General features: G+C 67.9%; 12 protein-coding genes and 1 tRNA gene. 8 read left to right on the top strand and 5 right to left on the bottom strand.

What is annotated here, in order from left to right; genetic code table 11:
- Positions 1 to 24: 24 nt before the first annotated feature.
- The 3 genes from KD1_RS08615 to KD1_RS08605 form a co-directional block, all read right to left on the bottom strand.
- Complete coding sequence (locus KD1_RS08615) at positions 25 to 1,071, bottom strand: adenosine deaminase (RefSeq protein WP_068400506.1); 1,047 nt, start codon at positions 1,069 to 1,071, stop codon at positions 25 to 27.
- A gap of 46 nt (positions 1,072 to 1,117) precedes the next feature.
- Positions 1,118 to 1,636: a DUF5709 domain-containing protein gene (locus KD1_RS08610; protein WP_068400501.1), complete on the bottom strand. Its 519-nt coding sequence runs from the start codon at positions 1,634 to 1,636 to the stop codon at positions 1,118 to 1,120.
- 64 nt (positions 1,637 to 1,700) lie between these two features.
- Complete coding sequence (locus KD1_RS08605; RefSeq protein ID WP_068400499.1) at positions 1,701 to 2,990, bottom strand: aspartate aminotransferase type Ic; 1,290 nt, start codon at positions 2,988 to 2,990, stop codon at positions 1,701 to 1,703.
- Between the two features lie 181 nt (positions 2,991 to 3,171).
- Here KD1_RS08605 and KD1_RS08600 point away from each other — a divergent pair.
- From KD1_RS08600 to rplA, 5 genes are all read left to right on the top strand, one after another.
- Positions 3,172 to 3,244: transfer RNA gene (locus KD1_RS08600), tRNA-Trp, on the top strand.
- Positions 3,245 to 3,287: 43 nt separating this feature from the next.
- A complete protein-coding gene (gene secE / locus KD1_RS08595; protein ID WP_068400497.1) occupies positions 3,288 to 3,539 on the top strand; it encodes a preprotein translocase subunit SecE in 252 nt (83 codons plus the stop codon).
- A gap of 108 nt (positions 3,540 to 3,647) precedes the next feature.
- Positions 3,648 to 4,436, top strand: a complete 789-nt coding sequence (gene nusG / locus KD1_RS08590; protein WP_068400494.1) for a transcription termination/antitermination protein NusG — start codon at positions 3,648 to 3,650, stop codon at positions 4,434 to 4,436.
- Between the two features lie 64 nt (positions 4,437 to 4,500).
- Positions 4,501 to 4,935 carry a 50S ribosomal protein L11 gene (gene rplK / locus KD1_RS08585; RefSeq protein ID WP_068400490.1) on the top strand — a complete coding sequence of 145 codons (435 nt, stop codon included), beginning with the start codon at positions 4,501 to 4,503 and terminating at the stop codon, positions 4,933 to 4,935.
- Positions 4,936 to 5,060: 125 nt separating this feature from the next.
- Positions 5,061 to 5,768, top strand: coding sequence for a 50S ribosomal protein L1 (rplA, locus tag KD1_RS08580; protein WP_068400483.1), 708 nt, complete (start codon positions 5,061 to 5,063; stop codon positions 5,766 to 5,768).
- 91 nt (positions 5,769 to 5,859) lie between these two features.
- Here the strand turns inward: rplA and KD1_RS08575 are convergent, their stop codons facing one another.
- On the bottom strand, positions 5,860 to 7,008 hold the full coding sequence (locus KD1_RS08575) for a ScyD/ScyE family protein (RefSeq protein WP_068400480.1): 1,149 nt from the start codon (positions 7,006 to 7,008) through the stop codon (positions 5,860 to 5,862).
- 393 nt (positions 7,009 to 7,401) lie between these two features.
- Here KD1_RS08575 and rplJ point away from each other — a divergent pair, with 393 nt between their 5' ends.
- The gene (gene rplJ / locus KD1_RS08570) at positions 7,402 to 7,935 is read left to right on the top strand and encodes a 50S ribosomal protein L10 (RefSeq protein WP_068400477.1); all 534 of its coding nucleotides are present in this window, start codon (positions 7,402 to 7,404) and stop codon (positions 7,933 to 7,935) included.
- 109 nt (positions 7,936 to 8,044) lie between these two features.
- Complete coding sequence (rplL, locus tag KD1_RS08565; protein WP_068400474.1) at positions 8,045 to 8,434, top strand: 50S ribosomal protein L7/L12; 390 nt, start codon at positions 8,045 to 8,047, stop codon at positions 8,432 to 8,434.
- 145 nt (positions 8,435 to 8,579) lie between these two features.
- Here rplL and KD1_RS08560 read toward each other — a convergent pair whose 3' ends face one another.
- Positions 8,580 to 9,818 carry a phospholipase D-like domain-containing protein gene (locus KD1_RS08560; protein WP_068400513.1) on the bottom strand — a complete coding sequence of 413 codons (1,239 nt, stop codon included), beginning with the start codon at positions 9,816 to 9,818 and terminating at the stop codon, positions 8,580 to 8,582.
- A gap of 365 nt (positions 9,819 to 10,183) precedes the next feature.
- Here KD1_RS08560 and rpoB point away from each other — a divergent pair, with 365 nt between their 5' ends.
- The gene (gene rpoB / locus KD1_RS08555; RefSeq protein ID WP_068400471.1) at positions 10,184 to 13,675 is read left to right on the top strand and encodes a DNA-directed RNA polymerase subunit beta; all 3,492 of its coding nucleotides are present in this window, start codon (positions 10,184 to 10,186) and stop codon (positions 13,673 to 13,675) included.
- Positions 13,676 to 13,699: the final 24 nt, after the last annotated feature.

Here is a 13,699-nt window from a genome sequence, read left to right as displayed (position 1 = left end):
CGAGCCTGGGCAGGCGAGGTCACCTCACGCGGGCTCGGCCGCCAACCACGCGTCGATGCCGGTCAGCAGCCGCTGGCGAATGCGCGCCGGCGCCCGGCTGGCCCGCACCGACCCCCGCGCGAGGTCGGCGAGTTCGGCGTCGGTGAACCCCGCCGACCGCGCCAGCTCGTACTGGTCGACCAGTCGCGTGCCAAACAGCAGGGGGTCGTCCGCGCCCAGCGCCACGGTCACGCCCGCGTCGACGAGCCGCCGGAGCGGGACCTGGGACGGGTCGCGGTACACGCCCAGGGAGAGGTTGCTGTGCGGGCACACCTCGAGGGCGATGCCGTCCTCGGCGACGATCTCGAGCACGCGCGGGTCCTCGACGCTGCGCACCCCATGCCCGATGCGATCGGGGGCCAAGGAGGCGATGGCGGTCTCCACCGCGGCGGGACCGAGCAGTTCTCCGGCATGCGGCACGAGCATGAGGCCGGCCCGCCGGGCGATGTCGAACGCCCCCGCGAACTGGGCGGTCTCGCCACGCCGTTCGTCGTTGCTCAACCCGAAGCCGAGCACCTCGCCGGCCTCGTCGCCGGCATTCATCGCGGCCAGACGGGCCAGCGTGCGAGCCTCGAGCGGGTGGCGGGTGCGACTGGCCGCCACGATGATCCCCACGGCCGCGAACGGAGCTCCGTGTTCGGCCTCGCGCGAGACCGCGCGCGCCTCGTCGAGGACGATCTCCAGCGCGGGCGTGATGCCGCCGACTGCGGCGGCGTACGACGTCGGGTCGACCTGCAGTTCGAGCCACCCCGACCCCTCGGCGTGGTCGTCGGCGGCGGCTTCGCGCACCACGCGCCGCATGGCCGCCTCGCCTTGGACCACCCCGCGCGCACTGTCGTAGAGGCGCTGGAAGCGGAACCACCCTCGCTCGTCCGCCCCGGACAGGCGCGGCGGCCAGTCGCGGGTCAGCGCATCCGGCAGCCTCACGTCGCGTGCCCCGGCCAGATCGAGCACCGAGGCCAGACGCATCGACCCGGTGAAGTGCAGGTGCAGATGGGCCTTGGGCAGCGCGGCGAGCGGGCGCGAACTCACCCGTCGTCTCGCGTCACGAGGCACCTCGGATCACCGCAGTGTCGCCTCAGAGGAGGTTGCCGTCGAAACCGCGGTCGCCGGGCTCGATGATGTGCATCGCGGCCTCCTCGGCCGACGCGCCCGCCCCGTCGATGCCGACGTCCTCGGCGATCTCGTCCTTGTCGACGTCCTCGCCGAGTCCGGCGTCGGGGGCCACGAGACGTCCGGCGCGGCGGTCGCCGATCTCGGCGTCACCGAGCCAGTCCTCGTCGGCGCCGATGGCGTCGGGGTCGTCCCCACCGAGCGGGTCCTCGTCCAGGCCGCTCTCATTCTCCGGAGCGCCGTACGCGGAGTTCGGGTCCGGGACCTCCTGCTTGATGCGGTCCTCGATCGTCTCCTCGACCGATTCCTCGGCCGGGGTGACCCCGTGGGCGTAGGAACCGCGAGCGGAGTCCGGCGGCGAGTAGCCGCGGTCCAGGACGTCGTCGACACCGTCCTGGATCAGGGTGTCCTCGGGCTGCAACTGGTCCTCGTAGTCGCTGGGGTCGTCGTTGTACCTGCCGACCGCCGGCTCATCGATGCTCATCGGATTCCTTTCCGGTCGCGCGGCTGCGTGACCTTCTTCCGACCGGTGATGTCGCGGGGTGACATCACCGGCTGTACTTCTCCGCCGCAGCGAGCAACACGCACGTCGCCACGGCTTCCATCGCCTGCTCGACCTCGGCCAGCGGGGGCACGGACGGAGCCAGGCGAATGTTGCGGTCACGGGGGTCGTCACCGTGGGGGAACGAGGCTCCGGCGGGCGTGAGGGCGATGCCGGCCGCCTTGGCCAGGGCCACGACGCGGGTCGCGGTGCCGTCGACGACATCCAGGTTGACGAAGTAGCCGCCCTTGGGGTCGGACCACGTGGCCACGTCGAACGCGCCCAGGCGATCCCCGAGGATGCGCTGCACGGCCGCGAACTTCGGCGCGAGGATCTCGGCGTGCTTGACCATGTGATCGCGCACGCCCTGGGCGTCACCGAAGAACTGGGCGTGGCGCAGTTGGTTGACCTTGTCCGGGCCGATCGTGGACATGCCGAGGTGACGGACGTAGAGGTCGACGTTGGCCTGGGACGAGGCGAGGAACGCCACTCCGGCACCGGCGAAGGTGATCTTCGACGTCGAGGCGAACACGACCGCCCGGTTCGGGTGGCCGGAGGCGGCGCAGAGGCTGACGATGTCGGCGCTCTTGGCCTCGTCGGCGGTCAGGTGGTGCAGGGCGTACGCGTTGTCCCAGAAGATCGTGAAATCCGGTGCGGCCGTGGGCATCGCGGCCAGTCGGGCGGCGACCTCCTGGGTGCACACTGCTCCGGTCGGGTTGGCGTAGGTGGGCACGAGCCACATGCCCTTGACGCTCGGGTCGTCCTTGACCAGGGCCTCGATGGCGTCGACGTCCGGGCCGTCGTCGAGCATCGGGACGGTGACCATGTCGATGCCCAGCGACGCGGTCAGGGCGAAGTGGCGGTCGTAGCCGGGGACCGGGCAGATGAACGTGACCTTCTCCTCCTGGGCCCAGGGGCGCGGGGAGTCGACGCCGCCGTGGAGGAGCAGGTTGACGAGCTGGCTCTGCATCATCGCCAGGCTGGAGTTGCCGCCGGCGATGAGTTGGGCGGTCGGCACGCCGAGCAGGTGGGCGAAGATCTCACGGAGTTCGGTGATGCCGGTCAATCCGCCGTAGTTGCGCGTGTCGGTGCCGTCGGCGGTGACGAAGCCGTCCGGGCCGTCGAGCAGGGCGTTGGAGAGGTCGAGCTGCGCGGAGGACGGCTTGCCGCGCGTGAGATTGAGGGAGCTCGGTGCGGCGACGAGCGCGGCATGGGCAGACTGCTGCTCGGCGAGGAAGGCAGCCAGGTCCTCGGCGGAGTACTGCGACAGGGGCGTGGAGGTGGCGTTCTCGGTCACGCCCCCATCGTGTCACCCCCGCCTCGGAATCGGGTGGGAGGCCGCGCGTTGGCGTCAAAGGTCACTCCTGACGTATGCTTCCACTTCGGTGAACCAACCCACCTGATGCGGCGTGCCCCGGCACGACGGATCGAGCGGGCAGGATCACCGCGGAACGCGTCACCCAACTGGTGCGTTTCGAAGGGCAGTGGCTCAATTGGCAGAGCTCCGGTCTCCAAAACCGGCGGTTGGGGGTTCGAGTCCCTCCTGCCCTGCGCAAGACGAATCTGTGGTGCCGACGATCAGCAGGAGGGCATTGTGACGGAAGTGGGTGCGTCCCGCCGTTCGCAGCCCGGCCACCGGGGCGAGCAGAAGAAGGGCTTCTTCGGGGGCATTTGGCTGTTCATCAGCCAGGTCATCGACGAGATGCGCAAGGTCGTCACTCCGACCCGGTCGGAGCTGCTGCAGTACACGGTGGTGGTCATCGTGTTCGTGGCGCTGATCATGGCCATCGTCAGTGCGCTCGACTTCGGGTTCACCAAGTTGGTCTTCTGGGTGTTCGCCGGCTGACCGTCGGCACGACTGCTCGGCGACGGCACGGTGGGCGCCGCAGGGGAGTGAAACACCCGTCCCGCGACAGCGCGTATGCAGCTGGCAAGTAGATGTGAAGGAAGTGGCATGACCGACCCATGGATCGGCGAGGAGCAGGGCCCCGAGGCCGAGATGGAGTCCCTCGAGGTCGCTGAGCCGACGGTCGACGACGCTCCGATCGCGGAGGTGTCGGACGACGAGCCGGCGGTCGACGACGCAACCCCGAACGTCGACGAGGATGGCGACATCCTGCCCACCGGCGACCCGGTCCAGGTCTTCAAGGACGAGCTCGCCTCGAAGTATGGCGACTGGTACGTCATCCACTCGTACGCCGGCTACGAGAACCGGGTCAAGCACAATCTCGAGACCCGCGTGACCAACCTGGAGATGGAGGACTACATCTTCGAGGTGGCGGTCACCATCGACGAGGTCACCGAGATCAAGAACGGTCAGAAGAAGACCCGCCGCCAGCCGCGCATGCCCGGATACGTGCTCGTGCGCATGGAGCTCACCGACGAGTCGTGGGGCGTCGTGCGCCACACCCCCGGGGTGACCGGGTTCGTCGGCAACGCCCACCAACCGGTGCCGCTGACGCTCGACGAGGTCTACACCATGATCAAGCCGGCCGACCTCGAGAAGCAGGCCGAGGCCGAGCAGGGCGCCACCACCGCCGCGCCGACCCGGCCGCAGGCCGACATGGCCGCCGTCGACTTCGAGATCGGTGAGTCCGTCACCGTCATGGAGGGTCCGTTCGAGACCATGCCGGCGACGATCTCCGAGATCATCCCCGAGACCCAGAAACTCAAGGTTCTCGTCTCCATCTTCGGCCGGGAGACCCCGGTCGAGCTGGGCTTCAACCAGGTCGCCAAGATCTGACGCAAGTCCGCACTGCAACCGGGTCATCGCCCACGGCGTAGGCCCACGAACACAAGGAAACAGCATGCCTCCCAAGCAAAAGAAGGTCTCCGGCTACATCAAGCTGCAGATCCAGGCCGGTGCGGCCACCCCGGCGCCGCCGGTCGGCCCCGCGCTCGGTCAACACGGTGTCAACATCATGGAGTTCGTCAAGGCGTACAACGCCGCGACGGAGAGCCAGCGTGGCAACGTCATCCCGGTCGAGATCACGGTCTACGAAGACCGCTCGTTCACCTTCATCACCAAGACCCCGCCGGCCGCCGAGCTGATCAAGAAGGCTGCCGGTCTGCAGAAGGCCTCCGGTGAGCCGCACAAGGTCAAGGTCGCGAACCTGAGCCGCGAGCAGGTCAAGGAGATCGCGGAGATGAAGATGCCCGACCTCAATGCCAACGACATCGAGGCCGCCATGCGCATCATCGCCGGCACCGCCCGTCAGATGGGCATCACGACCGACCTCTGAGCCCGGGTCTCCCGTGTTCCGAGTTCGGGTCACCGAACTGCGATCCGGCCATTGGCGGATCGTCGTGGGAGGGCCACGCGCTGGCCCGTCAACCACATCTCCATCACGCATTCCAAGGAGTTCTCATGAAGCGCAGCAAGGCCTACCGCGCCGCCGCGGAGACCATCGACCGCGACAAGCTGTACACCCCGGCCGAGGCCGTCGACCTGGCCAAGAAGGCCGCGTCGGCCAAGTACGACGAGACCGTCGAGGTCGCGTTCCGTCTGGGTATCGACCCGCGCAAGGCCGACCAGATGGTCCGCGGCACGGTCAACCTGCCCAACGGTACCGGCAAGACCGCCCGCGTGCTTGTATTCGCCAACGGTGACAAGGCCGAGGCCGCCACGGCCGCCGGCGCCGACTTCGTCGGTGGCGACGACCTGATCGAAAAGGTCCAAGGTGGCTGGCTCGACTTCGACGCCGTCGTCGCAACCCCGGACCTCATGGGCAAGGTCGGTCGTCTGGGCAAGGTGCTCGGCCCGCGCGGTCTGATGCCGAACCCGAAGACCGGTACCGTCACCATGGACACGGCCAAGGCCGTGACCGACATCAAGGGCGGAAAGATCGAGTTCCGCAACGACAAGCACGCCAACCTGCACATCATCATCGGCAAGGCGAGCTTCGGCGAGGACAAGCTGCTCGAGAACTACGCCGCGGCGCTCGACGAGATCCTGCGTCTCAAGCCGTCGGCCTCGAAGGGTCGCTACATCACCAAGGCGACCATGGCCACGACGATGGGCCCGGGCATCCCGCTCGACCCGACCGTCACCAAGGTCATCGACACGCCTGCCTGATCTGCGTCACCCGGGGGTTTGCCCTCGGCACTCGCAAACGGGGTGCCCGGCCACACGGCCGGGCACCCCGTTGTCGTGTCCCGGGTGTTGGTCAGCGCTGGAGAACCTGGACCGAGCCCGGGCTGTGGATGACCGGCGGCCCGGACTCCGAGAACTCGATGTCACCCATCTGACCGACGTAGAGCTTGCCGCCCTTGACCTCGACGGCCAACGGACGCTCGATGGTCGCGGCGGTCGAGACCTTGCCGTTCTTGACCTTGGACACCTTGCCGCCGAAGAGGTTGGTCACGTAGACCGTGCCGTCGGGGTGCACGGCGAGGTCGGTGGCGCCCAGGAAGCCGGTGGCGACCTTGGTGAGGCTGCCCGACCTCGGGCTGTACTTGTACACCGAACCGCGGGCGCCGAGGGCCGGGCTTTCAGGTCCGCCGGGCAGGGTGCTGATCCACAGGTTGCCGTGCTGGTCGACCTCGACGTCGGTCGGCACCGGCTCGAAGGCATAGGTGACGCCCGCGAGGCAGGCCATCGAGCCGGCCGGGGCACCGAACTCCGTCTCAAGCGCCGTGGCCATGTCGGCCGTCAGCGTGACCGGCTGGGGTGGCAGGACGAGGGCTGTGCTGACCTTTCCCGTGTTGCTGACGGCCAGGACCGCGTTGCCGCCGGCGTCGGCGACGAGCCAGCGGCCGTGGCGATGGTTGCCCTGGCGGGCGACGGCGTACGGGTTGGTGTCGAGTTGGCCGGTGTAGGTCGCTTCTCCGCCGGTGAGCTGGCCGAGGATCGCGACGGCGCACGGGTTGCTGCCGGCGATGATCCCGTAGGTGTTGACCTGGTCGGGGTTGGCGCTGGCCTCGTGGGCGGCGATGTCGCCGAACACGTCGGCCTTGCCCTTGGCGCGAATCGTCAGGCCGCCGGCGGTGTGCTCGTCGTTGACCGACGTGTAGGCGTAGGTCCTCCCGTCGCGGGTGAACTCGGCTCCGGCGATGCCGGGGACGCCGGTAGCCAGCGGCGCGGCACCCTTCGGGGAGACCTGACCGAACGTGCCGGCGAATCCGTCGGTGGCGTAGACCTTGTGGCTGTTCAGGGCGATCTGGAACGGAGCGAGCACGTCGGTGGTGAGGACCACCGGCGGGCGTTGGGGCTTCGCGGTGGCCGGCGTGGCCGCGATGAGGCCCAGTGTCGCGGTCGAGGCGGCGAGGGCTGAGGCGAGGAGCATCGTGGTGCGGCGGTGCTTGGTGGGGTTCACAACATTTGCCTTTCGCGGGTGGACACATCGTTGTGTGCAGAAGGCACGAAGCGACGCTACCGCTGGCGTGGAGGGATTATCCGGCAAACGGACGGAAATGGGGGTTTGTGAGGTGCTGGTGGTGTCGTGAGGCGGCGTGTGATCCCGGCCACTCCGGCTGGATTTGGTCGGCAGCCGCAGGGCGTCGTAGGATGCTCTTCGACCAAAGACCGCCGGTTGTCATGCTCCCCTCGGAGGGTGACCGAAGGCTCCGCACAGCGGACAGCCCGCGCAGGCCATGTGAGTATGACGCATCCGCACGCGGATGTCGTTGTTGCCCCGTGCTCTGCGCATGGGGCTTTTCTGTTGCGTGGGTGCCCTCGACCGGTGGTCACACGACGGAAGGGAGGCCACATGGCAAAGTCCGATAGGAACACTGCCATCGCCGAGATCACGGACAAGTTCCGTAACTCCGGCGCGGCCGTTCTCACGGAGTACCGCGGTTTGACCGTGGCCCAGCTCGCCGAGCTGCGGAAGAACCTCCGGGGTAACGCCACCTACTCCGTGGTGAAGAACACGCTGGCCGAGATCGCGGCGAAGAATGCGGGCGTCGACGCCTTCGAGGGTCACCTCGTCGGCCCGACCGCCATTGCGTTCATCGACGGTGACCCGGTCGACGCCGCCAAGGCCCTGCGTGACTTCTCCAAGGACAACCCCCTCCTGGTGATCAAGGCCGGTGTCCTCGATGGCAAGGCCCTGAACGCCGAGGAGATCTCGAAGCTCGCGAACCTCGAATCCCGCGAGGTTCTCCTGGCCAAGCTGGCCGGCGCCATGAACGCGTCGCTGAGCAAGGCCGTGTACCTCTTCGCGGCTCCGCTGTCGCAGACGGCTCGCGTCGTCGATGCGCTGCGCGCGAAGGTCGAGACCGAGGGCTCGGAAGCGGCCTGATTCCTCGGGCCCAGCCCGCAGAGTCGCGCGACCGACGCTCACCGAAACATCCACGCCACTCACGGCACGTTGCCACGTACCGGCACGTTTGTAGGAAAGGACGCCCACCATGGCGAAGCTCAGCACCGAAGAGGTCCTCGAGGCCTTCAAGGAGATGACCCTGATCGAGCTCTCCGAGTTCGTCAAGCAGTTCGAGGAGACGTTCAACGTCACCGCGGCCGCCCCGGTTGCCGTTGCGGCTGCCGGCGCTGCGGCAGGTGGCGGCGAGGCCGCTGCGGCTGAGGAGCAGGACGAGTTCGACGTCATCCTCGTCGCCGCCGGCGACAAGAAGATCGGCGTCATCAAGGAGGTCCGCGGTCTGACCTCCCTCGGTCTGAAGGAGGCCAAGGACCTCGTCGACGGCGCTCCGAAGCCGGTTCTCGAGAAGGTCGACAAGGCTGCCGCCGAGGCCGCCAAGGAGAAGCTCGAGGGCGCTGGCGCCACCGTCGAGCTCAAGTGAGCCCGACCCGCGCCTGACGCGGGAGACTCTGCGAAAGGCGGGTCGCACCACACGGTGCGGCCCGCCTTTCGCGCGTTCCATGATCGGAGCGTCGTGGGCGCGGGGGAGCCACGGCCCGGCCACCGGGCCTTGGCGTCGGTTCACCTCAGACCGCGGCGCGCCAGGGCGAGAGCAGGCCCTCGGTGAATCGCGCGATCCACGGCCGCGCACGCCAGTCGGCCGCACTGAGCTCCTCGCAGTTGGTCGAGTCGAGGGTGAAGATCCGTTCCATCTCCGCGGCCACGGCCGGGTCATACAGTTCGATGTTGATCTCGTGGTTGCCGGCCAGCGAGAGTCGGTCGAGGTTGGCCGTGCCGACCGTCGACCACACCGAGTCGATCGTCGCGGTCTTGGCGTGGACCATGGCTCGGCGGTAGCGCAGGATCCGCACGCCGGCGTCGAGCAGGTCGGTGAAGGTCGACCGGGAGATCCAGTCGGCGACGACGTGGTTGGAGTCCAGCGGCAGGATGATCCGCACGTCGACCCCGCGCCGCGCCGCGGCGATGAGCACACGCAGGAAGGTCCGGTCCGGCGTGAAGTACGCATGGGTGAGCCAGATGCGGTGCTCGGCCCGGTCGATCGCCTCGAGGTACATGTTGCGGATCGGGAAGACGAGGTCCGGCGGCACGTTGCGGTGCACCTCGATGTGCGACTCCCACGGGCGGCCGCGCACGTCGGTCAGGAGCGGGCGACCACCGCGCGCGTTCCAGTAGTCGACGAACGCGTTCTCGACCTCCGCGACGTGCGGGCCGGTCAGGCGCATGTGCGTGTCGCGCCACTGGGTCGCATAGACGGAGCCGATGTTGTACCCGCCGACGAAGGCCACCTCACCGTCGACGACGAGCACCTTGCGGTGGTTGCGCGCCAGGTGTGACAGCGGGTGTCGCACGACGTGGACGTTGGGCGGGAAGCGCAGGAAGGCCGGTGACACCACGAGGTTGGCGAAGACGTCGAAGGCGACGCACACCCGCAGGCCCCGGTTCGCGGCCGCGACGATGGCGTCCTTGAAGGCCTGCCCGGTCTCGTCGGACTTCCACATGTACGTCTCGAAGTAGACGCGGTCCCGCGCGGCGTCGATCGCGGCGAGCATGTCGGCGAACACGTCGTCGCCGTACATGTAGACCTTCGCCGTGCCCCGGGGCGGCACCAGGACATCGTGTGGTTCGGAGTGGGGGAACTCCGGTGGGGCCGCCCGACGCTTGCGCACCTGGTCCATGCCGATCAGGGCACCCGCAGCCACCACCTGGGCGGTGAACACGCCCAGGGCAACCCGGCCGGCAATGCGACGGAGCTTCGCACGGTGGGTCGGCGGGTCGGGCCAGGCGGACAGGGGCGGCAGGGGCATGTGCGGCATGCTACGTGGGCGTCCGGCGGAACTGAATGGCGCCGGAACACGCCATTGCGCTTGACGAACGCCTGTTCCCCAGTCACCATCGATGCGAAGCCGCGTTCCGCCTGCTTGTGGCAGGACCGCAGCGGCTGTGAATCCCGTCAGGCCACGGGAGGTGGGTCGTCCCCGCCGTTCCCGCGTGGCCTTGACGGACTTGTCTCGTGTGGGTATGCTGGCGCTTTGCCCTGCCTTTTCGCTGCCCGCACACCCACGACCCGACCCTCAGACGCACCGACGTGTGCCCTGAACGAGCCGTGACGAGCGAGCCGTGACTGGATTCGGCGTTCCACGTTCTCCAGTGCCTCTGGAAGGAATTCTCCTTGGCTGCCTCGCGCACTGCGCCCCAGACACTCGCTTCGGCCCTGACCGCTTCCGGTCGGCTCTCGTTTGCCAAGATCCGTGAGCCCCTTGAGGTGCCCAACCTCTTGGCGCTGCAGACCGACAGCTTCGACTGGCTCCTCGGCAACGAGAAGTGGCAGGAGCGGGTGGCTGCAGAATCCGTCGCCGGCCGCGGCGCCGTCCCCACCCAGTCCGGGTTGGAGGAGGTCTTCGAGGAGATCTCCCCGATCGAGGACTTCTCGCAGACGATGTCGCTGTCGTTCCGCGAGTCCCGTTTCGAGGAGCCGAAGTACTCCATCGACGACTGCAAGGAGCGCGACCAGACGTACGCCGCTCCGTTGTTCGTCACCGCGGAGTTCATGAACAACGTCACCGGTGAGATCAAGTCCCAGACGGTGTTCATGGGCGACTTCCCGCTGATGACCCCGCAGGGCACCTTCGTCATCAACGGCACCGAGCGTGTCGTGGTCTCCCAGCTGGTGCGCTCGCCGGGCGTGTACTTCGAGCGCACCCCGGACAAGACCTCCGACAAGGACATCTACTCGGCCAAGATCATCCCCAGCCGCGGTGCGTGGCTGGAGTTCGAGATCGACAAGAAGGACATGATCGGTGTCCGCATCGATCGCAAGCGCAAGCAGCAGGCCACCGTCCTGCTCAAGGCCCTGGGCATGACCGAGGCCGAGATCCGCGAGTCGCTGGGACAGTACGAGTCCGTCGAGCTGACGCTGGAGAAGGACGCGACGGCCGACCAGGGCGCCGCGCTCATCGACATCTACAAGAAGCTGCGTCCGGGTGAGCCGCCGACCAAGGAGGCCGCCCAGACGCTGTTGGAGAACCTCTACTTCAACCCCAAGCGCTACGACCTGGCGAAGGTCGGCCGCTACAAGGCCAACCGCAAGCTCGGCCTCGACCCGGAGATCGACTCCTCGATCCTCCTGCTCGACGACATTGTCGCCACGATCAAGTACCTCATCGCCCTGCACGCCGGCGAAGCCACCCTGCCCGGCACCGACGGCACCTCGGCCATCGAGATCCCGGTCGACGTCGACGACATCGACCACTTCGGCAATCGCCGCGTGCGTTCGGTCGCCGAGCTGATCCAGAACCAGGTCCGCACCGGTCTGTCGCGCATGGAGCGGGTCGTGCGGGAGCGCATGACCACCCAGGACGTCGAGGCCATCACCCCGCAGACCCTGATCAACATCCGCCCCGTCGTGGCGGCGATCAAGGAGTTCTTCGGCACGTCGCAGCTCTCGCAGTTCATGGACCAGAACAACCCGCTGTCGGGTCTGACCCACAAGCGTCGTCTGAACGCGCTCGGCCCGGGTGGTATCTCCCGTGACCGCGCCCAGATGGAGGTCCGTGACGTCCACCCGTCGCACTACGGCCGCATGTGCCCGATCGAGACTCCGGAAGGGCCGAACATCGGTCTGATCGGTTCGCTCGCGTCGTACGGGCGGATCAACGCCTTCGGGTTCATCGAGACCCCGTACCGCAAGGTCATCGACGGCCTGGTCACCGACGAGGTGCACTACCTCTCGGCCGACGAGGAGAACCAGTTCACCATCGCCCAGGCCAACGCCACCATCGGTGAGGACAACCGGTACGTCGACGAGCGCGTGCTCGTGCGCTCCAAGGGCGGCTCCGGTGAAGTCGACTACGTGCCGGCCAGCGAGGTCGACTACATGGACGTCTCGCCGCGCCAGATGGTCTCCGCGGCCACCGCGATGATCCCGTTCCTCGAGCACGACGACGCCAACCGCGCGCTCATGGGCGCGAACATGCAGCGTCAGGCCGTGCCGCTGATCCAGGCCGAGGCCCCGCTGGTGGGTACCGGCATGGAGTACCGCGCCGCCATGGACTCCGGTGACGTCGTGCGGGCCGAGAAGGCCGGTGTCGTCACCGAGGTGGCCGCCGACCTCGTCACCGTCGCCAACGACGACGGGTCGACGCGGGCGTACAAGATCATGAAGTTCAACCGCTCCAACCAGGGCAACTCGTACAACCAGCGCGTCCGGGTCAACGAGGGCGACCGCCTCGAAGCGGGCGCACTCATCGCCGACGGTCCGGCCACCGACGGCGGCGAGATGGCCCTGGGGCGCAACCTGCTCGTGGCATTCATGCCGTGGGAGGGCTACAACTACGAGGACGCGATCATCCTCTCCCAGCGTCTCGTGCAGGACGACGTCCTCTCCTCGATCCACATCGAGGAGCACGAGGTCGACGCCCGCGACACCAAGCTGGGTCCGGAGGAGATCACCCGCGACATCCCGAACGTCTCGGAGGACGTGCTCTCCGACCTCGACGAGCGCGGCATCATCCGCATCGGTGCCGAGGTTCGCGACGGCGACCTGCTCGTCGGCAAGGTCACGCCCAAGGGTGAGACCGAGCTGACGCCGGAGGAGCGACTGCTGCGCGCCATCTTCGGCGAGAAGGCCCGCGAGGTGCGCGACACCTCGATGAAGGTGCCCCACGGTGAGACCGGCACGGTCATCGGCGTCAAGGTGTTCGACAAGGACGACGGCGACGAACTGCCCCCGGGCGTCAACCAGCTCGTGCGGGTGTACGTGGCCAACCGCCGCAAGATCACCGACGGTGACAAGCTCGCCGGGCGTCACGGCAACAAGGGCGTCATCTCGAAGATCCTCCCCGTCGAGGACATGCCGTTCCTCCAGGACGGTACGCCGGTCGACGTCATCCTCAACCCGCACGGTGTGCCGGGTCGTATGAACATCGGTCAGATCCTCGAACTCCACCTCGGCTGGGCCGCCAGCCGCGGCTGGGAGATCGCGGGCGACCCGGAGTGGGCCCGCGGCATCCCCGCCGATGCCCGTCAGGCCCCGCCGGTCTCCCGCGTGGCCACGCCGGTCTTCGACGGTGCCGAGGAGGACGAGATCGTCGGTCTGCTCGACTCGACGCTCCCGACCCGCGACGGTGTCCGCCTGATCGACGGCTCCGGCAAGACCCGCCTGTTCGACGGTCGCTCCGGCGAGCCGTACCCGGACCCTGTGTCGGTCGGCTACATGTACATCCTCAAGCTGCACCACCTGGTCGACGACAAGATCCACGCGCGCAGCACCGGCCCGTACTCGATGATCACCCAGCAGCCGCTCGGTGGTAAGGCGCAGTTCGGTGGTCAGCGCTTCGGCGAGATGGAGGTGTGGGCCCTCGAGGCCTATGGCGCCTCCTACGCCCTGCAGGAGTTGCTGACGATCAAGTCCGACGACGTCACCGGCCGCGTGAAGGTCTACGAGGCGATCGTCAAGGGCGAGAACATCCCCGAGCCGGGCATCCCCGAGTCCTTCAAGGTCCTCATCAAGGAGATGCAGTCGCTGTGCCTGAACGTCGAGGTCCTCTCGACGGACGGGTCGCGCATCGAGATGCGGGACAGCCAGGACGACGTGTTCCGGGCTGCCGAAGAGCTGGGCATCGACCTGTCGCGTCGCGAGCCCAGCAGTGTCGAAGAGGTCTGAGCACCTCCACCGAAATCCATCTGA

The organism is Kribbia dieselivorans NBRC 106261 (genome assembly GCF_001552435.1).
GTDB lineage: Bacteria > Actinomycetota > Actinomycetes > Actinomycetales > Dermatophilaceae > Kribbia > Kribbia dieselivorans.
Note: the sequence above shows the minus strand (reverse complement) of the source record. Positions and strands in the feature narration are given on the sequence as shown.